At 44.6% G+C, this 24,429-nt stretch carries 21 protein-coding genes and 1 riboswitch; of the genes, 2 read left to right on the top strand and 19 right to left on the bottom strand.

Annotation, left to right across the window (positions count from 1 at the left end; translation table 11 throughout):
• Window positions 1-106: 106 nt before the first annotated feature.
• The 5 genes from licT to IGJ15_RS00565 form a co-directional block, all read right to left on the bottom strand.
• A complete protein-coding gene (gene licT, locus IGJ15_RS00585) occupies window positions 107-949 on the bottom strand; it encodes a BglG family transcription antiterminator LicT (RefSeq protein WP_010748967.1) in 843 nt (280 codons plus the stop codon).
• Between the two features lie 278 nt (window positions 950-1,227).
• Window positions 1,228-2,133: an EamA family transporter RarD gene (gene rarD / locus IGJ15_RS00580; RefSeq protein WP_010748966.1), complete on the bottom strand. Its 906-nt coding sequence runs from the start codon at window positions 2,131-2,133 to the stop codon at window positions 1,228-1,230.
• A 156-nt stretch (window positions 2,134-2,289) separates the two neighbouring features.
• On the bottom strand, window positions 2,290-3,726 hold the full coding sequence (locus IGJ15_RS00575) for an MDR family MFS transporter (RefSeq protein ID WP_010748965.1): 1,437 nt from the start codon (window positions 3,724-3,726) through the stop codon (window positions 2,290-2,292).
• Window positions 3,723-4,163, bottom strand: a complete 441-nt coding sequence (locus IGJ15_RS00570) for a MarR family winged helix-turn-helix transcriptional regulator (RefSeq protein WP_005230651.1) — start codon at window positions 4,161-4,163, stop codon at window positions 3,723-3,725. Before IGJ15_RS00570 ends, IGJ15_RS00575 begins: the two co-directional genes overlap by 4 nt.
• 245 nt (window positions 4,164-4,408) lie before the next feature.
• Window positions 4,409-5,335 carry an ROK family protein gene (locus IGJ15_RS00565; protein WP_010748964.1) on the bottom strand — a complete coding sequence of 309 codons (927 nt, stop codon included), beginning with the start codon at window positions 5,333-5,335 and terminating at the stop codon, window positions 4,409-4,411.
• Window positions 5,336-5,404: 69 nt separating this feature from the next.
• On the opposite strand from IGJ15_RS00565, the gene IGJ15_RS00560 reads away from it, so the two are divergent.
• Window positions 5,405-6,403 (top strand): AraC family transcriptional regulator, encoded by a 999-nt coding sequence (locus tag IGJ15_RS00560; protein ID WP_010748963.1) that lies wholly within the window; start codon window positions 5,405-5,407, stop codon window positions 6,401-6,403.
• A 20-nt stretch (window positions 6,404-6,423) separates the two neighbouring features.
• Here IGJ15_RS00560 and IGJ15_RS00555 read toward each other — a convergent pair whose 3' ends face one another.
• From IGJ15_RS00555 to IGJ15_RS00535, 5 genes are all read right to left on the bottom strand, one after another.
• On the bottom strand, window positions 6,424-7,590 hold the full coding sequence (locus IGJ15_RS00555) for an MFS transporter (RefSeq protein WP_010748962.1): 1,167 nt from the start codon (window positions 7,588-7,590) through the stop codon (window positions 6,424-6,426).
• Window positions 7,587-10,292, bottom strand: a complete 2,706-nt coding sequence (locus IGJ15_RS00550; protein WP_010748961.1) for an alpha-L-rhamnosidase — start codon at window positions 10,290-10,292, stop codon at window positions 7,587-7,589. Before IGJ15_RS00550 ends, IGJ15_RS00555 begins: the two co-directional genes overlap by 4 nt.
• A 268-nt stretch (window positions 10,293-10,560) precedes the next feature.
• On the bottom strand, window positions 10,561-11,529 hold the full coding sequence (locus tag IGJ15_RS00545) for a tRNA dihydrouridine synthase (protein ID WP_010748960.1): 969 nt from the start codon (window positions 11,527-11,529) through the stop codon (window positions 10,561-10,563).
• 135 nt (window positions 11,530-11,664) lie between these two features.
• Window positions 11,665-12,189 carry an SWIM zinc finger family protein gene (locus IGJ15_RS00540; RefSeq protein WP_010748959.1) on the bottom strand — a complete coding sequence of 175 codons (525 nt, stop codon included), beginning with the start codon at window positions 12,187-12,189 and terminating at the stop codon, window positions 11,665-11,667.
• A gap of 61 nt (window positions 12,190-12,250) precedes the next feature.
• Window positions 12,251-12,811, bottom strand: coding sequence for a TIGR00730 family Rossman fold protein (locus tag IGJ15_RS00535; RefSeq protein ID WP_010748958.1), 561 nt, complete (start codon window positions 12,809-12,811; stop codon window positions 12,251-12,253).
• An 86-nt stretch (window positions 12,812-12,897) separates the two neighbouring features.
• On the opposite strand from IGJ15_RS00535, the gene IGJ15_RS00530 reads away from it, so the two are divergent.
• A complete protein-coding gene (locus tag IGJ15_RS00530) occupies window positions 12,898-13,239 on the top strand; it encodes a MazG nucleotide pyrophosphohydrolase domain-containing protein (protein ID WP_167823290.1) in 342 nt (113 codons plus the stop codon).
• Window positions 13,240-13,389: 150 nt separating this feature from the next.
• Here the strand turns inward: IGJ15_RS00530 and IGJ15_RS00525 are convergent, their stop codons facing one another.
• From IGJ15_RS00525 to IGJ15_RS00485, 9 genes are all read right to left on the bottom strand, one after another.
• Window positions 13,390-14,403, bottom strand: a complete 1,014-nt coding sequence (locus IGJ15_RS00525; RefSeq protein WP_010748956.1) for an ABC transporter substrate-binding protein — start codon at window positions 14,401-14,403, stop codon at window positions 13,390-13,392.
• A complete protein-coding gene (locus IGJ15_RS00520) occupies window positions 14,396-15,178 on the bottom strand; it encodes an ABC transporter ATP-binding protein (protein ID WP_010748955.1) in 783 nt (260 codons plus the stop codon). Before IGJ15_RS00520 ends, IGJ15_RS00525 begins: the two co-directional genes overlap by 8 nt.
• A 4-nt stretch (window positions 15,179-15,182) precedes the next feature.
• Window positions 15,183-16,256 carry a FecCD family ABC transporter permease gene (locus tag IGJ15_RS00515; protein WP_430599238.1) on the bottom strand — a complete coding sequence of 358 codons (1,074 nt, stop codon included), beginning with the start codon at window positions 16,254-16,256 and terminating at the stop codon, window positions 15,183-15,185.
• A gap of 472 nt (window positions 16,257-16,728) precedes the next feature.
• Window positions 16,729-17,202, bottom strand: coding sequence for a 6,7-dimethyl-8-ribityllumazine synthase (gene ribH, locus IGJ15_RS00510; protein ID WP_005230622.1), 474 nt, complete (start codon window positions 17,200-17,202; stop codon window positions 16,729-16,731).
• 21 nt (window positions 17,203-17,223) lie between these two features.
• Entirely contained in the window at window positions 17,224-18,435 is a 1,212-nt protein-coding gene (gene ribB, locus IGJ15_RS00505; RefSeq protein ID WP_080647004.1) for a 3,4-dihydroxy-2-butanone-4-phosphate synthase, read from the bottom strand.
• Window positions 18,413-19,000 (bottom strand): riboflavin synthase, encoded by a 588-nt coding sequence (locus IGJ15_RS00500; RefSeq protein WP_005230617.1) that lies wholly within the window; start codon window positions 18,998-19,000, stop codon window positions 18,413-18,415. Before IGJ15_RS00500 ends, ribB begins: the two co-directional genes overlap by 23 nt.
• Entirely contained in the window at window positions 18,985-20,061 is a 1,077-nt protein-coding gene (ribD, locus tag IGJ15_RS00495; protein ID WP_010748953.1) for a bifunctional diaminohydroxyphosphoribosylaminopyrimidine deaminase/5-amino-6-(5-phosphoribosylamino)uracil reductase RibD, read from the bottom strand. The genes IGJ15_RS00500 and ribD overlap by 16 nt, the downstream gene beginning before the upstream one ends.
• Before the next feature lie 112 nt (window positions 20,062-20,173).
• A riboswitch (FMN riboswitch) is annotated at window positions 20,174-20,312 on the bottom strand.
• A gap of 194 nt (window positions 20,313-20,506) precedes the next feature.
• Window positions 20,507-23,155, bottom strand: coding sequence for an HAD-IC family P-type ATPase (locus IGJ15_RS00490; protein ID WP_010748952.1), 2,649 nt, complete (start codon window positions 23,153-23,155; stop codon window positions 20,507-20,509).
• A 341-nt stretch (window positions 23,156-23,496) separates the two neighbouring features.
• Window positions 23,497-24,132, bottom strand: coding sequence for an NAD(P)H-binding protein (locus IGJ15_RS00485; RefSeq protein WP_430599237.1), 636 nt, complete (start codon window positions 24,130-24,132; stop codon window positions 23,497-23,499).
• Window positions 24,133-24,429: the final 297 nt, after the last annotated feature.

Genomic DNA, 24,429 nt, shown 5'->3' with positions numbered 1-24,429 from the left:
CCAGATTGAAAAAACGACCGTCCAACGAGTCTTTTCCTCGCTGACTGTTGTCTTTTCAATCTGGGTATTGCCTGCCTGACAGTAACAATCCGTTAATGATTGAATGTTAATTGGTTTGATCATTGACGACACGTTCGATGTGGATCGTTAAGTAGATCATTTCTGATTCACCGATCGATTTGTCGTAGGTTTTGATCAAGTACTCGTTGATCCGTTGGACCGTTTGAAACGCTTTAGGGTACTTCGATTGCACAAGGGCAAATAAAAACTCATCTTTTCCCCCTGAAAGTTCATCGCTTAAATAACGCTGCGCAAAATACTGCAAATGCGTGGTGATCCGTTGATAATTCAAGGAATCTGGGTTAAAGACCCGTCCATAAAAACGACTGATGATCGCCAGTACATCACGTACGATTTCTACCGCTTGCATCGTGGTTTCCATCGTGCCATTGGCTTGTTCGCTATTGACGATATGAAAGGCGATAAAGCCAATTTCCGATTCTGGCAATGTAATCCCGAAGACTTTTTCAAAATAAGCAACGGCATCTGCTGCAACCGCATACTCTTTCGGATAAAATTTGCGGGTCTCAAACAACAATGGATTCGGCAGCTCAATGCCTTCACGTGCCCGAACCAGCGCATAATGGATATGGTCGGTCAGTGTCAAATAAATATTTGGCGACAGCTCGATCCCCAAGGATGCTTCTGCATCATCCACCACTTGCTTGACGGCTTCGACTTCTTCCACAGGAATGTCTGAAAACAATTGCTGAAACTGATTTGCAGTAAAGGTATCCTTTAACACAAATTCTTTTTCGACAAAGGCTTCATCCACTGGATCGCCGACTTTTTTCTTAAACGCAATGCCGCGGCCCATATAGATCACTTCCTGACCGGCATCATTGGTCGAGATGACGACATTATTATTTAATATTTTCCCAATAACCATCGTTTTCCCTCACTCCAAAATAAAAAAACCTAGAATCTCCCCATTAGCGCGCTACGGTCAATTCTGGTTTTGCCTGCCGAACAGTAACAATCCTTGTAACTGAAAGAATAATAACACACCCCTGTGGCAGATGCAACCCTTTTCAATCAGAATTTCTGCAACGTGCTTTTCCTTTGTTATACCATTGAACAATTCTCCTTGCAACATCCTTCACTATCTAAATTGAGTTGTTTTTTAATCAAAAAAGGAACGGCCCAGTTGCAGCCATTCCTGATCTATCAGAGTTGCTTTCTTTGCTGTCCCATGCGCCGCTCTTTCATCGCCGTGCCTAACGTACCATAGGTGAAGACCGCGATCCCCAGCCAAATAAACGCAAAGGCGGAAAATTGGGCCAGTGAATAGGTTTCGTGAAACAAAAAGATGGCCAACAAAAGCATGATCGTCGGGTTGACGTATTGAATAAACCCAAGCGTAATGTAAGAAACATTTTTCGCCGCTTCCGCAAACAGTAACAGCGGAATAGCCGTCACGATCCCAGCACCCATCAATAAGAGATTGGTTTGCAAGGGATAGTTCATAAAGCCGACGGTTGAAAATCCTAAAATATACACGAGGGCAAAGGGGAAAATCACCATCGTTTCGATCGTTAACCCAGTAACCGAACTAATGGGGATTCTTTTTTTGATCAAGCCATACGTACTAAAGGAAAAGGCCATGATCAGTGAGGCATAAGGAATCGTTCCTGTTTGGATCGATAATAAGATCACCCCGATACTTGCCAGCAGACACGCCAGCATGCCAGTACGACTAAGACGTTCCTTCAAAAAAACGGTCGCTAACAAGACATTGACAAGCGGATTGATATAATAGCCTAAGCTGGCTTGCATCACGTGGCCCGCACTCACCGCGAAGATAAAGGTGAACCAGTTGATGGAAATCAGCACAGACGCTAAAACGATCAGTCCAGCAAATGCTTTGTTCTTCCACAGCAGACGCGCTTCTTGTAAAAATTGCGTTTTCTTCCCGGAAAGCAAAATAAACAGCACCATAAAAACAAAGGACCACACGATTCGGTAGCACATCGTTGCTAACGGGGAAACCCCAACGATTATTTTCCAATATAGTGTGACCAAGCCCCACAAGACATAGGCAGACAACCCAAAATAAACGCCTTTATTCTTCATTTTCTCCCTGATTTTTTTCCATTAAAGCAAGTCTTTCCTGAAAAAAAATACTCCTCCTAAACCATAAGTTATCTTATTATATCGAATTTTTTGGTTTTTCATAGAGTTTCATGAAATAAATCAAGAAAAGCACCATTCAAAGAAAGGTGCCCCTCTTTATTCCAGCGGTTCTTCCGCACCTTCCAGCCACACGGCTTCTGGTTTCTGATCACGAATCAAAAATAGCCCCGTTGCAAACAGCAGACCAGAAGCGATCGTCATCAATAAGAAAGAAACATTCATCCCATGAAGCAGTGCACTCGTCCCCGTTAAGGTCGTGCTGTTTTGCGCCACACTATTCATGATCCCGACAAATAATGCTGTCCCGATGGCGCCTGCCACCGTTCGCAAAGAAGTCAATAATGCTGTTCCATGCGCCGTCAACTGCGGCGGAATATTTTTATTTCCCCACGTCACGAAGGGCATCAACAAACAGCCTGTGGCGGCACAGCGCAGCATGTTCAAAACCACTGCTACCCAAATACCCGTGTGCATATGGATAAAATACATGCCGATGTTGCTCAAGACCAGTGAGCCGCCGCCAAAAAGCGTCAACAGACGGATGCCGACTTTGTCATAGATTCGCCCAGCCACGGGACTTAAGAAAGCCGAGACCAGAGAGCCTGGCAAAACGACTAATCCCGAGATCGTCGCTGATTTGCCTAAAATCGACTGCACGTATAGCGGCATCAGCATCGCCGAACCCATCAAGACCAAGTAAAGCATGATACTGCCAAAGACACTGATGGCATACTCTTTTGTTTTTAAGACCCGCAGATCCAAAAATGGAGTTTCCGCTCTTAACTGACGGAAGACAAAGAAGATCCCTGCTACCAAACCGAGCCCTAAGGTTCCTAAAACGGGTAAGCTGAAAAAGCCATAGCTGCCGATATTGCCAAAGCCTAAAGTAATCCCACCAAAAGCGAAGGCACTCAAAACAAAAGAGGTCTGATCAAATTTGCTGTTGCTTACTGGCAACACATCATCAAAAACCTTTATGGCCCAAATCAGTGAAATCAAAACAATCACGGCAACGATATAAAAAATCGCATGCCAGTTCAAGCGGTCTACGATCAACCCAGCAAGAGTCGGTGCAATCACGGGTGCCGCGGTGATTGAGAGTCCATACCAGCCCATCACGACACCGATACGATTGATCGGATAGATCGATAAAAGGATCACTTGCGCCATTGCGGTCAAGATTCCATTGCCTACGGCCTGCAAAATACGAGCAAGCATCATGACTAGAAAATTGGGCGCTGCAGCACAGAGCAGCAAGCCCACCAACGCAATTCCTAAGGCAGCGAGATACAGCTTTTTGGTTGGCACACGATTCATAAGATATGCCGTCAAGGGCATAACGATCGCCATCGCCAAGGAATAACCGCTTGTCAGCCATTGGCCCGTAGTGACGGAAATCTGCAGGTCAATGACGATGGCGGGTAAAGCCGTCGTCAAGGCGGTCGCCAACATGGATACGGCAATACATGTAATCATTAAATTAATAAAAATCAGCGTCCGCTGACGTTCCGTTCGTTGGACTGTTTCACTCAATCAACGTCCGCCTCCTTCTCAAGATAAAACTGTTCGATTTTTGCTAAGGCTTGACCAAAGGCTTGTTTTTCTTCTGCCGTCAAATAGGTCAGCATTTCTTGGTGCGCCTTGCTGCGTTTTTCTTTCATTCGCTGTGCCTCTTCTTTGCCTGCTTCCGTCAGCGAAATCAGATGGCTGCGTTTATCTTTCGGATCGACTTCTTTTTGGATCAGCCCTTTTTCAGCCAGTTTCTTTAGTAGTTCGCCAGTGGATGTCGAACGGATCGCTAAATACGCGGCGAGATCTTTTTGGGTCAACGTCCCTTTTTCGTCCAATACCAGTAGGCAATTGAACTGTCCCCGACCTGGCATAAAACGCCCATATTTTTGTTCCGCATACCGCCGATTTAATTTATACACTTCAAACAATCGTTCCACGATTTCTTGTTCGGAAACCATCGACCTTCAGCTCCTTTCGCCTCTTCACTATTTAGATAGGTACCTAGTTAAAAGTCCGTTCTCCATTTTACATAGGTACCTATCTATTGTCAAGAAAGGATTGACAATGAGAGCGGGTACAGCAACCAAAAACAAAAAAAGAACAAGCGACAGACCACGTTTCATTCATCCTTCACAACCAATTGCCCATAGAAAAACACCTACAGGAAAGAACATTTCCTCCTGTAGGCCTTTGGTTCCACTCGTTAGTCATTGTTAAACACATCTTTTTGTTTCTCGTTTATTTTTAATTGCAGCAAATAAAGCGCCCCTAGAAGATTGGCTTCATTACCAAATTTACATTTTTCGATAACAACAGAAGTGATGGTTTCCTCAACCAAAGAAGACTGCTTCTTGACATTCTGGTAAAGAACTTTAATTTCCCTGATCAATTGCGGTTGCTGACTAATACCTCCACCAATCACTACTTTTTCAATATCTAGCACAGCTTGCAACGTCAAAATAATATGAACAACTTCTCGACAATAATTTTTAAAGAGCTCTTTTATTCGTGGATCCCCCATTTCTAATGCCTCAAAAACAGCTTTTCCATCATCTAAATCTAGTAACCCTAATTCTTTTGCGGCACGCTGAATAAATTGAACAGCTGAAGTCGTAACTCCCATGAGGTTCTTTGTTTCGCCAGATTCTGGTGTTCGTGGCAAAAAACTCAATTCCCCTGCCTGAAAATGCTCTCCCTGAAGAATCGCTCCATCTAAAATGATTCCACCTCCAACGCCTGTTCCTAAAACGATCGCTGCAGCATTCTTCTTTCCTTTTAGATTACCCAACCATAATTCAGCTAATGCTGCTGCCTTTCCATCATTGCAGACTGAGCAAGGGAGATTAAATGTTGTTTCAATAAAATCACAGATAGCAAATTCATGTAGAAACGGTAATGCCCCTCCATTAAATATTATCCCTTGAGTATGATCGATTTTACCAGGGCAACAAATTCCTACACCAGCAATATCTCCTCCTTGTGCAGCTATGATCGATACTAACAATCGCTTTAACCCGAACAAGGTTTGCGGCGTTTTCTCTCTTTGGACGTCTTGCATTTTTCCAAACGCATCGATTAGCGCGAATTTCAAATATGTTCCGCCAATATCAATTGCCAAATAAGTTTTCATTGCTATCTTTCCTTTCTCTTGCTACTTTTATTACATACCATGTTTTAAATTAATAGGAGGATATCGCTCTTGAATCAACAAGAATTAGAAACCTACCTTAGAGAGATCAATGACTACGAAAAAGAACAACGAAAAACAGGGACGAGCATCAATAATATTCCGAACCTTTCAGATAATGGTAACGATTTATTTGATTCTGCAACAGGTCATTTCCGACTGCCCAAAGCCCCGTTTTTCCAAGGAAATCAGGTATATATTGCAAAGCACAATCGTTTTGGTCCGATGATCGAACACATTCATGACTTTATTGAAATAAATTATGTTTATAGTGGCGAATGTACCCAATACATCAAAGGTCAAAAAATACTCCTAACTGAAGGCGATTTTTGTGTGTTAGATCGCGATGTTCCCCACTCTATCGATCCATTAAAAGAAGACGACTTACTCATCAATATATTAATTAATGATCAAACCTTTACTTCATTATTTTGCCTACAGTTAGAACGTAATAATAGCTTGATCGGGAATTTTTTGGCTACTGCATTTGATGAACAAGCCCAACATGATCAGTTCCTACTTTTTCATACCAGCTCTACGCCGCACTTACATACACAAGTTCAATTACTGTTGCAAGAGTACTGGCGATCAGAAGTCATCGATTTTCGTTTTATTAGCCAATATTTACAACTGATCCTCTCAGAATTGATGCGGCTTTATACGATCGAAGTTAGTAGAAATCAGACCAGTCAGTTTAATGCGCTTGATGTTCTTGAATATATTGATGAACACTACCAAAGTGTGTCCTTAAACGAGCTTAGTCAAGTCTTCAACTTCAATGCAAACTATATCAGCAACGCGTTAAAAAAAGGAACTGGGAAAAATTTCCAAGAGACGCTCCTCCAAAAAAGGCTATTAGTTGCGAAAGATCTACTGTTGCATTCGACTTATTCAATAGAAGAAATTGCTGCTACTGCAGGCTTTCACTCCACAAGCTATTTTTATCGGCAATTTAAACGAGCGTTTCAAATGACTCCCAAAAGTATGCGGAGCCATGGAAAAACTCATTAGGGTATGTTCAGCAAAATCATTTAGTTATTGGCTACCTGCTTTCTTTTTCGTAAAATATCCACAAAGAAAATCACCGTTAACATAAGAAAGCCAGCACCAGCAATTCCTAAAGCAAAACTTGCTGTGGTGTTTCCAAAAATACGAGCGAAAAAAGAGCTAATGTAAGGGGAAGAAAAAGACCCTAGATTCGAGCCGACCATCCCCACCGAAACTGCTAATGTTTCTGATCCTTTTGGTGCAGCGCCCAGCAAAGCACCAAAGATGTAAGGAATGAACAAAGATAAACAAAATCCAATCAACACAAGATAACTAGTCACTGCATAGATGTTAGTAGCCATCGAAAGCAAAAAGAAACTGATCGTTGCCACTACCCCACCAACCACAGGGGTAAATTGGCGAAAAATCTGAAAGAACTTTCCGTACACTAAGCCACTAATAAACCCTGCTAACGTCATTAAGGAGAGTGCTGTCCCTAGAAAATTAGCATGCGCCATCTGCTGTTCGCTGACCAAAGAGCCTACTTTTGTAAAGACGACCATTACCATTGCCAAGAGCGCAAAGAGGCCAGCTGCATAAAAAAACGTTGGCAGATTGATCTGTTGTTTTGTCTTTTTCGTCTGTTGAGAAGCTCCTTGAGTCTCTGGTACAACAAACTGAAATAAGATCAAGAGAGGCAATGCCAATAAGTAGACGGCAAAAGCATAATGCCAATTGACAGTTGCAAGGATCCCTGCTAAAAACGTTGCAAAACTTGATCCTAAACTTTGGGCAGCGCTTTGAAACCCAATCAGCGCTTGCTTTTCATCACCTTCATAAAAATCGTTGATTAAACTTACAGCTAAAGAGTTGTAACAGCCTAGACCTGCCCCAAAAATAAAGCGAGACAGATAAATCAACGTAAAATTCTGGGTAAATAGGGGAAACACACCACCAACCAAAGAGAGCAACAAGCCTAGCATAACAGTTTTCTTGCTTCCAATTTTTGATGAAATAAAACCGCTTAACAAGACAAAAATCATCATGGTAAAAGAGGGGACGGTCACTAAAGATTCAATTGTCGTTTGGCTGATATCTGGAAAATTAGCTTGAATCATAGGAATTGTCATGGAAATAGCATTCGCCGATGTTAGTAATAAAGAGATTGACAAAAGCGTTAACTTAAATAGGAAACCTCGTTTTTTCGTCATTTATTTTCTTTCCTTTCTAATTCATAACGTATATGATAGGTGCCTGATCCCACGAAGACTGTGAGATCATTTGGTCCTTCTTGTACCGATGGATACTCTGCTTCATGTTCCACATATTTCGCAATGCCGATATCAACGACTGTGCGACCTGATCTGTGACCAAATCGCTTTGGCTGCCAGGTTTCACTGATTTCTCTTCGCACGTTTTCTTGATCAGCTACTGATGGTAAAACGATCTCTGCTTCTGTATTAGCAGGTACTACAACCGTTAGTTCATAAGTCTCTTCGTTTCGTTTCCAACTACTACACAAGGAACCAAACATCGTTTCTAATGAAGCATTGCAATGTGTTAAGTGCTGAGATAATTTAGGAGCAATAATTGATTGCTGATAACCCGGAGCTTTTATCTTAATGCCGGCGATTATTTCATACATCCAATTACCAATCGATCCATATGCATAATGGTTAAACGAATTCATCCCATCATCCCAAAACGTTCCGTCATTTTTGATTCCATCCCAATGCTCCCAAACCGTTGTCGCTCCTTTTTCTACTTGGTACAACCATGAGGGAAGATCTTTGTTAAAAAGTAACTGGTAGGCTAAATCTAAATGACCATTTTCCGAGAGAACGTGGCAGATATAGGGACTCCCAATAAAGCCTGTATCGAGGTGCCGATCTTTTTGTTCAATCAATTCTACTAGTCGATTGACAATAGAAAGCTTTTGCCCTTCTGGATAAAGTTCGAACATCAGGATAAGAATATGGGCTGTTTGAGTATCGCTAGTTAACCCATTATCTGTAACATAAGTTTCTCCTATTTTCGTTTTGACTGTGCGATACAGCTCATCATAAATCTTGTATTCTTGATACTTCCCTAATATGCGAGCAGTGTTTGCAACGATTCTGGTAGAATAAGCAAAATAACAAGTAGCAACGAGTGTTTCATCCGTTGCGCCAAAAAAACTGCCTTCTTCTGCATCCAGCGCTAACCAGTCCCCAAGTTGCAATCCCGTATTCCACAGCGCTTCTTCAGGCCCTTGTCCTCGGATGTAATCCACCCAAGCTTTCATACTGTCAAAGCTTTCTTCTAAGATTTGGCGATCCCCGTATCGTTGGTACATTTCCCACGGTACAATCGTTGCAGCATCCCCCCAAGCTGCGGTTGTTCTTGCAGCATTATCTGCAAAGACTCCTTTTAAGACATCTGGAACAACGAAGGGAACTGAGCCATCTTTCATTTGAGAAAATCGTAAATCTTTCAACCACTTATAAAAGAATTGATACGTATCCATATTAAAACTAGCCGTAGGAAAGAAAATTTGTGCATCAGCAGTCCAGCCTAGCCGTTCATCTCTTTGCGGGCAATCGGTAGGGACATCTAAAAAATTTCCTTTTTGTCCCCAAAGAATATTGTGCTGTAGTTGGTTAATTGCTGCATCAGAGGTCTCGAAAAGGCCAGTCTTTGGCATGTCAGAATGTAAAACCACACCTGAGAAATCTTCTTTTTTGATGCCTTCAGGAAAGTTTTCTAAATGAACATAACGGAAGCCATGAAAGGTGAACATCGGCTCGATCGTTTGAACAGAACCGTCTAATGTATACGTATCTGTTTGTTGGGCATCCCGTATATTGCCACGATAAAAATTACCGTCTCGATCTAACACCTCTCCGTGTATCAAACGAACGACTTGGTTCTTTTCTCCTTTAATCGTAAAACGCACCCATCCCACCATATTTTGTCCCATGTCTAAAACCAGACGCCCTGAAGGATCACGGAACAAATCAATCGGGGTCAATTCCTCTTGCTTTCGTACTGGCTCATTTTCTTGATTGGTTAATTGTTTTTTTGAATAAGAGATCGCTTTCAAATGACCGTTATACTTTCTTTCTAGAAGAAGATTTTGCTCCTCGCCATTGTATAAATCAGCAAAAAGCCATTGATTGCTATACTCCTGCCACGTTTCATCACTACCGATTATTTCGGTGGATCCATCTGCATAAGTCAGTTCAATCTGAGCAATAAATGCATTAAAGTTTCCATAAGTGTCTTTCTTTTTCTCCCAACCAAGATAGCCGCTATACCATCCTTCCGCAACGGTTATTTGCACTTCGTTTTGGCGCTGCAACTGCGAAGTGATGTCATAAACTTGATATTGAATACGATCGTTATAGTCTGTCCAGCCTGGAGTAAAATAATCATCCCCAATTTTCATTTGATTTAATTCTGCAAAATAGATACCCAGAGCACTGAGATAAATTCTGGCTTTCACAACTTCTTGTTGAATCGTAAACTTGTAAGCACCTGTAAACGGTTTTATTTTCCCTTGTTCAACAATGGGACATTTTGTTGTCACCCAATCGGCTTGCCAATCACCTGCTTCAAGCAAGCCTGTCTCAAAATGAGTTACTCCCCAATCACTTTCTTGTCCAGTGCTCGCCAGACTTTTTACCCGTACATGATAGGTTTGTCGAGAAGCCAGCTTGGGGCCTTTATATGGGATATTCGTTGATTGCTCGCTCCACTCATTGTGATGCCAGATAACCGTTTTAAACTCATTGTCTAATGATAGTTGCAAATCATACCGTTTTTGTTTAATATTCCTATCTTCCGAATCGATTTGCCACGAAAAACTTACTTGTTCTCCGCCAACACCAATTGGTGCGTCTAAGTGATTGATTATTATCTTCCTGATATTCATGGAATTCCTCCTTTTTTTCTTATTTTAAGCAAGATAGAAAACGGATACAATTCACTTTTCACCGATATTAATTGAACTATCTACAGATAAGAAACATAGTTGCTTCACTATCGATCAATGCAAAAACAAAAAAGCAGTCCCATTTTTCGAATAAAAGAAAAAGGGAACTGCTTTATTATGTTTACATTTATTAATAATCACCCGTTCAGCAAACGATCATCTTACTTTCGATCTATTTCACTCGTCTTTCTTTAAGGAGCAGCCTAAGTTATTCTGTCTTTCCCTCAGCAAACTCTGCCAGCAGTTGCCGAACTTCATCCGTTGATTTGGTATTCATCAATTTTGCCCGCAAATCACTGGCTCCAGGGAAGCCTTTGACATAGATTTTAAAGAAACGATGCAATCCTGCGATCGAGCGTGGCACCATTTTGGCGTAATGGTCCTGCAGGTCTAATTGCAGCTGCAACAAGTCTAATAGCTCTTCTGAGGTATGCTCTTTCGGTTCTTTTTCAAAGGCATAAGGATTCTTGAAAATACCCCGACCGATCATGATTCCGTCTACGCCATATTTTTCTGCTAGCTCTAAACCTTTGGTACGATCAGGGATATCGCCGTTGATCGTCAGCTTCGTTTGTGGGGCGATTCTATCCCGCAAGGCAACCACTTCAGGAATCAATTCCCAATGAGCATCGACCTTGCTCATTTCTTTACGGGTTCGCAAATGGATCGAAAGGTTGGCGATATCCTGTTGCAGGACATGGGTCAACCAAGCTTCCATTTCTCCTAGTTCGGTATAGCCCAAACGAGTCTTGACACTGACCGGCAGACCGCCAGCTTTGGCTGCTTGGATCAGCTCAGCAGCAACGTCTGGTCGCAAGATCAAGCCGCTGCCTTTGCCTCGTCCGGCAACGTTTGGCACTGGGCAGCCCATATTTAAGTCGATCCCTTTAAAGCCCATCTCCGCTAAGCCGATACTCATCTCACGGAAATACTCTGGCTTGTCGCCCCAAATGTGGGCCACCATCGGTTGCTCATCTTCGGTGAAGACTAAACGTCCCCGTACACTGTCGCGTCCTTCTGGATGGCAGTAACTATCGGAGTTGGTAAATTCCGTAAAGAAAACATCTGGTGCGCCGGCAGCTTGAACGACATGTCGAAAAACGACATCGGTGACATCTTCCATTGGTGCTAGGATAAAAAAAGGCTTCGGCAATTCAGCCCAAAAATTTGTTGTCATGATTTACGCTCCATTTCTTTGTCCAAGGATCTTATTTTATGACCTCACTTGCAAAACAAACCCCATTATACTAAGAATGCGTCAAAGAAGCAAAAGAGCAAGATACGCGTATCAGACCTAGTACGAAATTTCCATTTAAGCTTTCCAGTCATCCTCCCATTCTTCTTCCCAATCTTCCTCTTCTTCATCCCAGTCATCCCAAGCTTCTACTTCTTCCTCCTCAGCGAAATCATCTTCGCTATCCGATACAACGTTCTTCACAAAAAGGGCTACAGAAGTATCCTCAACCATCAAACTGAGTAAAATCTGCCGCATATCTGCTTCATCTAGCTGATCCACCAGCTTCTGATAGACCTCACGGCGTCCTTTACGTTTTGGGGGAGTCAGCGGCTTATTCTTTTCTTTCGCTCTCGTATAGGCGAATAAAACAGCCGCAAGATGTTTGCAATTAAAACCAGCCGCAAAGTGAGGACAATTACAAAATTCCTCCACGACCTTGCCCTGTTTTAGCGCAATTTCTACTTCATAAAGCTCTGTGCCGAATACTTCGGCCAGAATAAGCTGATCATCCGCTCTCAGTCGCGCCACACAGCCGCTTAAATAATATTCTTTTCCTCTTTCCAAAATATGGGATTCAAAATAATCTTGCCATTCAAGCATTGCTTCTCTCCTCCTCATTCCTTAAACTAGAGAACTATGATAGGATTTAACCGATTGCTCATTAATACTGCCGCATAACTGGTGGTTCGTAGGCTTGAATAAAAGCTTCAAGCTCCTTCGTTGTTTGCGCAAAGCCGATTTTTTCGCGATCGGCCTGCGTCAAGAACTCATTTTCCACCATATTGTCATACAAGGCTCTCGTTGCGTGGTAAAAGTTGTTCACATCATAAAAAGCACAAGGATTCGGGTTTTGACCGATTCTTGACCACGAGATCATCTCCGTGATTTCTTCCAGCGTACCCGGACCACCTGGCAGTGCGACAAACGCCTGCGACAATTCGAACATTTTTCGTTTTCTTTCTGACATCGTCTCGACGACATGGAGTTCGGTCAATCCAGGATGTGCTAGTTCCCGATCTTTTAAAAATGTTGGGATCACCCCGATCACCTGACCGCCATTTTCTAAGACAGCATCTGCCAATACGCCCATCAAGCCCGCTTTTCCGCCGCCATAAACCAGTGTATTTTGCCGTGAGGCGATCCACTGCCCCAATTCTTGGGCGGCTGTTGCAAAACTAGGTTCATTACCGACACTGGCACCACAATAGACTGCAATTTTCATAAAACTCTCCATCATCCTTCTCAATCATTTTGAAATAGTATATCATGATTCTGATAAAGGTTCTGGGAAAGGATGGAAAAAAATTTATGAACATTGAGGAGTATCAACGATTTATCAGTGACTTCTACAAAGCCCGCAATTGGTATCAGTACGATCCGTTTATTCGGGCGAATTTTTTAGCAGAGGAAGTCGGGGAAGTGAGCCGTGCCATTCGGACATTGGAAATCGGTCGTGACCGTCCCGATGAACAAGATGGCTTGCCAGAAGAAAAACTGGCAAACCTGACGGAAGAATTGGGCGATGTACTGGATAACTTGTTTATCCTCGCCGATAAATACGATATTTCTCTGGAAACAATCATGCAAAAACACAAAGAGAAGCTATTGTCTCGCTATCAAATGGACCACGTGACAGAAAAAAACAGCTAACGGGCTACTCGTTGCGGAACGGGCAGCGGCAAAGGTTGCTTTTCCCAAATACAAAAAACCAACGTTTCTGTGGTCGATCGGCCAGTGAAACGTTGGTTTTCTTCTATTATATAAAAAGTTGGTTCTCCTTTTTATGGGAATAGGAGGTGTTTATTGTGCCATTTGCTCTACCAGTTCTTCCAAACCAGTCAAGGCTTGGTAGCCGTAGCCAAAGAGATAATTGTAGTCCATGCTGTAGACTTGTTTGTTTTTGATGGCTTTCATGCTGGAGAGTTTGTCATTTTTGTACAAGCCTTCAATGATTTCTTGACCAGAAACACTGCCTTCGATCGTTGACCAGTCGCCGACGATCAAGACATCGGGATCCGTTTCGATCAAGGTTTCGACACTGACTTCTCCTGAATAGTCTTGAAACACATTGTTCAGTTTGATCATGTCAAAGTTGCTGTTGAAAAAAGATTCGTCCTGAGCGGCATAGACACTGACCACACTTGGATCAGACATAAAGAGATGGGCAAAGGTTTGCTCTTCTTTGTCTGCTACTTTTTCTTCCAAGGCACTCTGGCGATCCTTTAATTCTTTTTCAAAAGCAGCGGCTGCCTCAGGCACATTGAAGAGCTTACCAAGGTTTTCAATGTCTTGATAAACGGAATCAAATGTCGCCCCAGTGACAGAGGTTTCTTGGACGTAAGTCGGAATACCCATCTCGTTCAAGGAATCAACGGTGCCGACGCCCCAATCTTGGTTATCGAAAAGTCCCCCGCGACCAAAAATCAAATCTGGATCCACACTTAGCGCCGTTTCTTTACTGATATAGTCACTGCCAAGGTCGTTTAGTTCTGCATAATCAGCAGCAACTTCCTCATCGGCGGCACCAAAGGTTGCACCGACACCCGCAATCTGATCCTTGAGGCCGAGATGCAGCAGCAATTCCGCTGCTGGTCGTGTGTTGGCTACGACTTTTTTCGGTGCCTCATTAAAGGTTTGATCCTTGGCGGTCCACTGCGTGCCGCCTTCTGCTTTGGTGTAGTTGCTGATGGTTAAGGGATACGTACTTTCTGTCTGTGAGGAAGAAGCCGAAGTACCTTCATCCTTCGTATTGCCGCAAGCGCTTAATGTAAAGACTGCCAATCCTACCCCAATCATTTTTCCCCATTTATTCATCTGTTTGCTCCTTTTCAAAATAATAATGAAACCCTAATCCGCCTGTGATCGGATGATGGTAAATACTGCATTTCACGCCATAGATTTCTTCGATCAGTTCTTCTGTCAGCAACGTTTCTGGTTCGCCATACCCTACGACCCGACCATCTTTTAAGGCATAGATGATGTCGCAATAGTTAGCTGCTTGTTCCAAATTGTGCAGCGCCGCCAACAAGCCAATCTTCAGATGCTTGACGGTTTCTAAGATTTCCAGCTGATAACGGATATCCAAATGATTGGTCGGCTCATCGAGAATCATAAATTTCGGTTCTTGGGTGATGGCACGAGCAAGGACGACCCGCTGTTTTTCGCCTCCTGATAATGAGAGGTAGCTGCGTTTTCTGTAGGCACTTAACCCTGTTTTGGCTAAGGCTTCAGTGACCAGCTCATGATCGGCTTTGGTGTCTTGTTCCAATAAACCCTTGTGGGGCGTGCGGCCTAAAAGCACCATCTGTTCTACTGTTAAATCAAAGCTCAACTCATTGAACTGACTGACAACGCTGACTTGCTGGGCGACTTTTTTTTCGGAACTTTTCAAAATATTCATCTCACCCAAATAAATGTCGCCGCTGTCAGGTTTCAACGTTTTGTAGATAGCTTTTAACAATGTAGATTTGCCGCTGCCATTGGACCCAATCAAGCCGACAAATTGCCCCTGTGCGGTTTGGACGGAGATGTCTTTTAGTATCTGCTGATCCCCGATCGTCAGATTGAGCTTTTCAACTGCTAATTTCATTCCGTCACCCCCCAAAGTTGTATTGCCGTTTGACAATGATATAGATAAAGATCGGTGCGCCAATCAGCGCTGTAATGATCCCGATCGGCAGTTCGACTCCTTGCAGGGTCGAGCGGGCGATCACATCCGCCCAAATCAAAAACAACGCGCCTGTCAAAGCGGTCAAAGGCATCAACAGGCGATGATCCGAGCCGCTGACTCCACGTACGATATGAGGAATGATCAAGCCGACAAAGCCGATCATACCAGAATTCGCAACGATGATACTGGTTAATAGCGCTGCTAGTAGCATGTAAAAACGACGATAGAAGGTCAGCTTGACCCCTAAGGTGGAGGCAACTTCATCCCCCAGCAAAAGCGTATTCAAAACACGGTATTGCGTCAGGAAGAACAGCGTGATCAAAGAAACCAGAACCACGATAAAGCCTAATTTGTTCCAAGAAGCCGAGGCTAAGCTGCCCATCGACCAAAACGCCACAGTCTTCATCCCTTCTGCATTGCTAGCCAGATAGATGATCAAGTTTGAAACAGAGCTGCATAAGGCACTGACGATCGTCCCCGACAGCACAAGTTTTGTGGAAGTCATTTTCCCACCGATACTGGCAAGCAGCAGCACCAAAATGGTCGCAATCCCCGCTCCTGCAAAGGCACCAAACGATAAGCCCAGCTGCAAGACTAGCGCCGAGCCGCCAAAGCCGACTAAGATGGCGAAGGTCGCCCCTAAGGATGCGCCAGAAGAGATTCCTAAGATATAGGGATCTGCCAGCGGATTTTGGACCACTGCCTGCATCACTGCCCCGCTGATCGCTAACCCCATGCCCACAAAAATAGACAGCAAGACCCGCGGTGCCCGAACAAACCAGACGATATTGATGTTTGCGTCTGAAATGCCTGAAAGATCACCAACCAATCCATGGCTGATTTTATAGAAGAGAATTTGATAAACTTCGTCAAGGGTGATATTGGCTTGTCCGTTTGCCAAAGCAACTCCTGCAGATAAGAGAATGGCGACAACTAAAACACAGCAAATGATTGTCGAAACCATCCAACGATTTGATTTAATCAACCCTACCGACATGTGATTCTCCTTTATTCAGCACGATCCTCTCCTGATTTCACAGCAAAAACAACCTGACTGTTGCCTCGCCACCATCATAAAAGAAGCATCTGTGCGTTTTTTCGCTTATAACAGTTCTTCTCATGAAAAGCGCCAAAGCCATGTACTGCTTTGACATCTATTTGCAAATGAGAATCACTCTCAATGAATAGAGTCATTATAAGGAACCTTTTGTGAAATGTAAATAATTTTCTGAAAATTTCCTTAAATAAGAGTTATTCTAATGTTCGTGATTGATTGGGCGTTTTCCTCTCCATTGATCGATCGAAAATACGGTACCCGTGAAGAAGCGAATCCTTTGGCAAAAATAATCCCATGCTTTTAAATGATGAAAAAAAGACAGACTTCATTTTGTACGAAGTCTGTCTCCAGTCTGATGCCTATGCTCAGGCAGGCTTGTTCTTGCTAGCTTTTCTTTGTTCGAACGTGAAACCTATGCGTTGCCAAGGATTTGCTGATTCAACGAAATCATCTCCAAAAGACCTTGAGCGGCTTCGCTGCCTTTGTTGCCAGCTTTGGTTCCCGCTCGTTCAATGGCTTGTTCGATCGTTTCAGTCGTCAACACACCAAACATGATCGGAATGTCGGCATTCAGACCAATTTGGGCTACGCCTTTCGCCACTTCATTTGAGATCAATTCATAGTGGGTCGTTGCTCCGCGAATCAAGGCACCTAATGTCACGATCCCATCGTATTGTTTGTGGTCAACGATTTTTTTGGTAATATATGGAATCTCATAAGCCCCTGGAACCCAATACACATCGATGTTTTCTGCTTTGACTCCATGACGCAACAAATTGTCTTTGGCGCCTTCCACTAACTTGGAAGTGATAAACTCGTTGAATCGTGAGACTACGATCCCTACTTTGACTGCCTCTCCCTGAAACGTTCCTTCAAATACTGTCATCGTTCATTCTCCTTTGGCTGATTAAATAGATAGGTAATGGTGAAACTTTTCTTTCTTCGTTTTCAAATAGCTTCTGTTTTCTTTATGCGCAGGCATCTCCAGCGGTACTCGTTCTGCTACCTTAATTCCTAAGCTTTCTAATTCCTTCACTTTGTCAGGGTTGTTGGTCATCAGTTGAATCTCCTGCACTTCTAAGGAACGTAAAACATCGGCGGCAAACGTGTAATGACGAGCATCTGCTGCAAACCCTAATGCAATATTTGCTTCATAAGTATCCATGCCTTGTTCCTGCAGCTGATAGGCACGGAGCTTGTTCCGCAAGCCAATACCGCGGCCTTCTTGGCGTAGATACAAAATCGCACCGCGGCCTTTTGCTTCGATCTGCCGCATCGCTTCTTGCAGCTGTTCGCCGCAATCACAGCGATGAGAGCTGAAGACGTCGCCTGTTAAACACTCTGAATGGATCCGCAGTAAAAGCGGCTCGGCAGTATGTTGAATCTCGCCTTTGGCTAGTAAAAGGTGTTCATTGCCGAATTCATCTTCAAATAAGGTCAATTGGAACGCCCCATAAGCCGTTGGCAGATCCACCGTGATAGGCGTGGTTCCTCGTAGATATTCCGCCAACTCATCAATGGTCAAAAACGGCAGCTGCCATTTTTCTGCTAATTTTTTCAATTCTGGGACCCGAGCCATCGTGCCATCTTCATTTAAAATCTCACAAATGTAGGCTGCTTCCACGCTGCCAGCAAGCTTTGCTAAATCCACAGCCGCTTCTGTATGTCCTCTGCGTTCCAACACGCCGCCAGGTTGAGCGGTCAATGGGAAGATATGGCCAGGGCGATAAAAATCCGCAGCCTGTGACGCAGGATCAGCCAACTTTTCAATCGTCACTGCCCGGTCTTTCGCAGAAATTCCTGTACTCGTCGTCACGTGATCGACACTGATGGTAAACGCGGTGCCAAAGGCATCCGTATTATTGGCGGTCATCTCAGGCAATGCCAGCTTTTCAGCGATCGCTTGTGAGATGGGTGCACAGATCAAGCCGCGGCCATAAGTCGCCATAAAATTGACAGATTCTGGCGTTGCGTATTCAGCGATCCCAATCAAATCTCCTTCTGATTCCCGATTTTCATCATCGGCGACAATCACTAAGCCGCCTTTTTTTAACCATTCCACTGCTTGTTCTACTTTATGCATCGTCTGCCTTCTTTCATTTTCGTTGGTATTTGACATATTTCCCGATCATATCCGTCTCGATATTGACCCACTCCCCTTGTTTCAACTGCCCCAGCGTCGTCTGGTCTTTGGAATGGGGGATCAAGCTAACGGAAAATGCCTGTGCCGTCGTCTGGGTAACCGTCAAACTGACGCCATTGATCGCAATCGACCCTTGCGGAATGATTTCCCCTTGCACACTGACAGGATAAGCAAACGTCAAGATCAAGGCATTTTCCAACTGCTTTTTCTGGATCAAACGGGTCGTTACATCAATGTGGCCTGCGACAAAGTGGCCTTCAAAACGCTGCGTCGCTGCCATCGCTCGCTCCAAATTGACTTCGGCACCCACCGAGAGTTGTTTAAAGGTGGTTCGTTGAAAGGTTTCTGGCATGATATCCACCGTAAACGTCGTCGCTTGTTTGGCGATCGCCGTCAAACACGTCCCGTTGATCGCCATACTGTCTCCGATCTGGTAATCCGCCAGTAATCCTTCGGACGCACTGCAAGTTAGCTGGATCGTGCGGCTTTGCTTGCGGATCTCTTTGATGCGGCCTTTTTCCTGAATCAATCCTGTGAACATTCCTCTGGTCTCCTTCCTCGGATGCAAACATCTTCCCCAACTGCAGTCACCGTCACCTCTGTTAGCTGCTGCAGCTGTTTCGGGGTACGCTCACTGGTAAAACTTGCGAGACTATTGCCCCCAAGAAACTTTGGCGCCACATAGGTAATGCTTTCTTGCCACAGTCCGCTGGCTAAAAAGGCATCATGGATCGCAGCGCCTCCTTCTACGTAAAGCGATTGGACCTGTCGTTCGGCAAGCTCCTTCAGCAATGAAACAATTGTCAACTCTTCCAGCTGGATCACTGACACATGAGCTGGCAAATCACTGACAGTTGTCTGCTGCGTAAAAATCCACACAGGTGCCGAATCATCGGCAAACAGTGCCAAATGGGGTTGCGACAGCGTTCGCCCCCGACGGTCTAACACGATGCGAATCGGCGGAAAGCTGGTTTCAACCGTGGTCAATAACGTGGGATCATCCGTCAACACCGTCTGACTGCCCACTAAGATTCCTTGATAGTCTCCACGTTCTTGATGGACGTTTTGCCAAACCGCTGAACCAGTGATCGCACTGCGGGTTAACGCATCATGAGCGATCCGGCCATCTAAAGTGATCGCTTGCTTCAACGCCACGTAAGGTCGCTGATGCTGATGGTAAAAATTATAGTGTGGATTCAAACGGCGCACCGCTGTTTCTTCGATGCCCACCAACACGTCGATGCCCTGTTCTTCTAAAAAGCGCTTGCCTTGTCCAGCCACGATCGGGTTAGGGTCTAACTGGCCGATGACTACCTTTTTGATGCCGCTGTCGATGATCAGCTGGGTGCAAGGCGGCTGTTTTCCTTGGTGGTTGCAAGGTTCTAACGTCACGTATAAAGTCGAATTGATTAGGTCTTCGGAGGAATGGCATTGTTCGATGGCGTTTCGTTCCGCATGGGGCTGCCCATAGACTAAGTGAGCCCCTTTAGCAATGACCCGTTGCTCTTTGACGATCACGGCGCCCACTAACGGATTGGTAAAGGTTTGGTAACGCCCTTTATTGGCTTCTGCGATCGCCAAACGCATGTATTCGTTATGCATCTTCCTTCCTCCTTTCAATAAAAAAATGCCTCGTGAGAATCTCACGAGGCATAGACAAACAAGACCGGCAAAAAATCAATTTTAGACGCACTGCGCCCCTTGAAATTTTGTGGTTTTTCTTCTCCCATCCAGACTTTCACTGTCGGTGCCAGATTCACACTGGCTCCACCGCATAGCTATGCGGGTCACGGACTTCAAGCATTACGCTTGTCACCGTCGGTCGGGAATTACACCCTGCCCCGAAGAATACTATTCAATTCATGTGCATTTTAGCCCGACCATTTTTGTTTGTCAATAGGCCTGATCACGAGCCGATAGGAATTCCTCTTGGTTTTTTCTTTTGGCAACCCCAAAGCAGCGACAGCAGAAATCCCTTGTCGTTCCGCCATTTTCCTAAGCTGCAGCAAGGCGATTTTGCCTGAAAAAAAATACAAGAAAACCTAGGTTAAATATTTTTTCTCGAGCGAAGCCATTTATCGAACTCCGTCACGAGTAAGACGACCATCCCGGAAGCTGCTGAGATGACCCAGCCGATCAAGGACATGTCCTCCGTATGAAAGGCGCTTTGCATAAATGGAACATAGGTCAATAACAGTTGCAGAACCAGCATCACACCAATGATCACGAACGCTTTTGGATTGGTGAAGGAAGCTTTAGAAAACGCTGGTGCACTGGTACGGATGTTGAACAAATAAAAAATCTTACTTAAGACCACGATATTGACCATCATGGTACTAGCAACGGCTTCGCTGACGTCTTGCAGCAAGAGCCAGTCATGGGCGATCAAACTGATGACTGCCATCAAGATCGATACATACGCCATCTGCCAAATATCGTGACGATTCAACAATTTATTGCCTGTCTTTCGAGGTTTGCGGCTCATGATCCCAGACTCTGCTGGTTCAAAGATAAACGCAAACTGGATCGTAATAGCAGAAACCATGTTGATCCACAGCAGTTGTGTCGCCTGCAGCGGCAATTCTTTTTGCATCATGATCGTAAAGGCAATGATCAGCCCTTCGGCAAAAGATGTCGGCAACAGAAACAGAATACTCTTTTTGATGTTGTCATAGATCCTGCGTCCTTCGCGAATCGCTAAGGACATGGTACCGAAATTGTCATCGGTCAAGATCATATCAGCAGAATCTTTGGCTACATCCGTGCCGCTGATCCCCATCGCTACACCGATATCCGCCCGCTTCAACGCAGGGGCATCGTTGACGCCGTCCCCTGTCATCGCCGTGACTTTGCCTGTGGCTTGCAGCGCTTTGATAATGTCCAATTTATTTTTCGGCGTGGTTCGTGCAAAGACTTGATTCGTCAAGGCAGCATCTTGAAATTCGGCTTCACTCATCTGATCCAACTCGGCACCAGTCACGACGTGAATCTCATCCGCTAAGCCAAGCTTTTCCCCAATCGCTTTGGCGGTCAGAGGGTGATCGCCAGTGATCATTTTCACTTGAACACCGGCTTGGTTCATTTCCTTCAGGGAGGCAATCACTTCTTCTCGCGGCGGATCGATGATCCCAGCGATCCCTAGTAATTGCAGCCCTTGCTCAAAAATCGTTTCATCAATGTGATCGATCGAAACTTTCTGATAGCCCACCGCTACCACTCGTTTGCCTTCTGCCGACAAGCGGCGGACATGGCCTGTCCAATAGGCTTCATCAAAAGGCGCCGCTTGTTTTTGCACCATTTCAAACAATTTATCTGGGGAGCCTTTAACAAATAACAAACGTTCCCCCGCAGGGTTTGCCACTAGTTTCGCCATGTAGCGGTTGTCCGAATCAAAGGGCAGCATATCCAGCTCTTGGTAAGCAGGTGCTTGCGGATAGGCAAACTGCTTATGATACAGCGTCAAAAAGGAGCCGTCTGTTGGTTCCCCATTGATCGTCCAGTGATTTCCTTCTGGGACCAGTACCGTATCGTTGGCTTCGTAACCAGCTTCCAAAAACAACTGCAAGGTGTCTTGCGCGTGGACGTCCTCCTGCTTTGGACGAATTTCTCCCACCGGCGCATAGCCGTCACCCGTCACTTCATATTCCTGCTCAGCCAATACGATGTCTTTGACCGTCATTTCGTTTTTGGTCAGGGTACCTGTTTTATCCGTCGCGATCACATCCACTGAGCCTAGCGTTTCAACCGCTGGCAGCGTTTTGATGATGGTGTGCTTGTTTTTTGCCATGTCGCTGACACCCATCGCCAAAACCACCGAGGTCGTTGCTGGCAATCCTTCTGGGATCGAGCCGACGATCATGGTGACAACGGCTAAGGATAAGACAGAGATCGCATAGGTTTGCTGGAACAAACTGACGACAAATAGCAAGACCGCCACGCCCATGATCACATAGGTGATGCCTTTCCCCAGTCCATCGATCTCTTTCATCAACGGCGTTTTTCGTTCTTCCGTTTGATTGACTTCAGCTGAGATTTTCCCGATCTCAGTCTTGACGCCAGTAGCGATCACGATCCCTTTCCCGCTTCCTGACGTCACGGAAGTCGAAGCAAACGCCAAATTCCGTTGTTCCGCTAATGGAGTTGCTTCATCCATTAAGGCGTCTGTTATTTTTTCCACCGAATCGGCTTCACCAGTCAAGGCGGATTCTTGGATACGCAAGTTGTCGGCTTCGATGATCCGCAGATCTGCGGGCACATTGTCGCCAGCTTCTAGGAATACGACATCCCCTGGAACGACTTCGGCAGCTGGAATATCTTGACGAATCCCATTCCGATAGACCGTGGCTTCTGCTGATAGCATCTCTTTGATCCGTTCTAACGCATCGGAAGCATTCGCTTCTTGGTAATAACCGATCAACGCATTGACCAGCACGACGATGCCAATGATCACGGCATCGGAGAAATGCCCCATCAGCAGCGTTAAGATGGCAGAGAAAATCAAAATGTAGATGATCGTGTTATGGAATTGTCGCAGCAGCAAACGCCACTTGGCGGTTTTTTTAACCGCTAATTGGTTCAATCCGTAGGTTTCTAACCGCTCGGTTACTTGCGCCTCATCTAATCCTTGATCGATAGAGGGGACCTGATACTGTTCGATTGTTTCTGACACTGATAACTGAAACTCTTTTTTATTCATTTTTTTCTTCTTCCTTTTCTTTTTCATTGATGGATAACACAAATAAGCCCCTTATTTAGAAACTGCTCCTAAATAACGCGCTGTTGTTTGTCTCCTATTCAATTAAAAAGTAAGGCAAGTCAAAATAGTGTTTCTGCTCACCGTCACTCGAGTCGCTTGACATTCGTTTACCACCCCCTCTAAAGTTAGCAATAAGCGTAACAAACTATTTTTCCAAAGTCAAGAGTCACCGCTTTCAAAAATGAAAAGTGGCTGGCTTCTTCACAAAAAAAAGCCGCACGCCAACGATTCATTGCCGTACAGCTCCTTCAGTACATTCTCTTCAAGCCCAAAGGCTCGCCTTAAAGCTGATCCAGTGCCTCGCTGATGGGGGTTTCCCCAGCTTGGACTTTGATGACTTTTTGATAAGTTGCTGGACGTTCCAGCATTTCACCTAACAAGACGGCGACATCCTCGATGGGGATCGCACCAGAGGTCGTTTCACTGATCTCGATAAAACTAGAACCTGGTGTTTCTTTCAACGCACCCGGCTGCAAAATCGTATAGTCTAGTGCAGTGTTGTCGATCAGCCAGCGATCAGAGAAAAATTTGGCGATCGTGTAATCCATCAATGACGCCACGCCTTCCCTTTGCCACTGTTCAGGCTCTAAGGCATAGGCTGAGCTAAGGTGGATGTAGCGCTTGATTCCTTTTGCTTCAGCGGCTTGCATCACTTTGACCGCACCATACAGATCAGATTGCAGCAAGTCTTTGCCTCGGGAACCCGCCACGAAGTATACCGCTTCCGCATCTGCGAATTTCGCCGCCATCTCTTCCGGTTCCGTGTGTAAATCAAAGAACACGGGCTTGATCGTCTCCGTTTCTGTGATTTTCTCACTGCTGCGCGCACCAGCATAAACGATGTGTCCTTGTTTTTCTAGAAAGGTGATCAATTTTTGGCCTACTCGTCCAGTAGCACCAACGACAAAAATTTTCATTTTCTTTGCTCCTCTCGTTTCTTTTTCCAACTCTTGCTAGTATCATCGTAGGACAAAAACCAAGATCCAACAACTATTCTGTTTCTAAACGAAGGGGAAAAAAGCACAGCACAAACCAATTCTTGCTGTTTTTCCCCATAGAAACCTACGTTTTTTAAAAAACACCCAAAAAAATGAAAAAATTTTCTCAAACGATTGACAAAGCGTTGACTCTTTTGTAGACTAAGTAGAAATAATTTAAATATTTAGAAAATTCAAAATAAAGAAAAGGACGGTGGCGTATATGACCCGCACCAA

It is taken from the genome of Enterococcus sp. AZ079 (assembly GCF_050547255.1).
GTDB lineage: Bacteria > Bacillota > Bacilli > Lactobacillales > Enterococcaceae > Enterococcus_D > Enterococcus_D casseliflavus.
The sequence above is the reverse complement of the archived record's forward strand: the minus strand, read 5'-3'. Positions and strand labels throughout refer to the sequence as shown.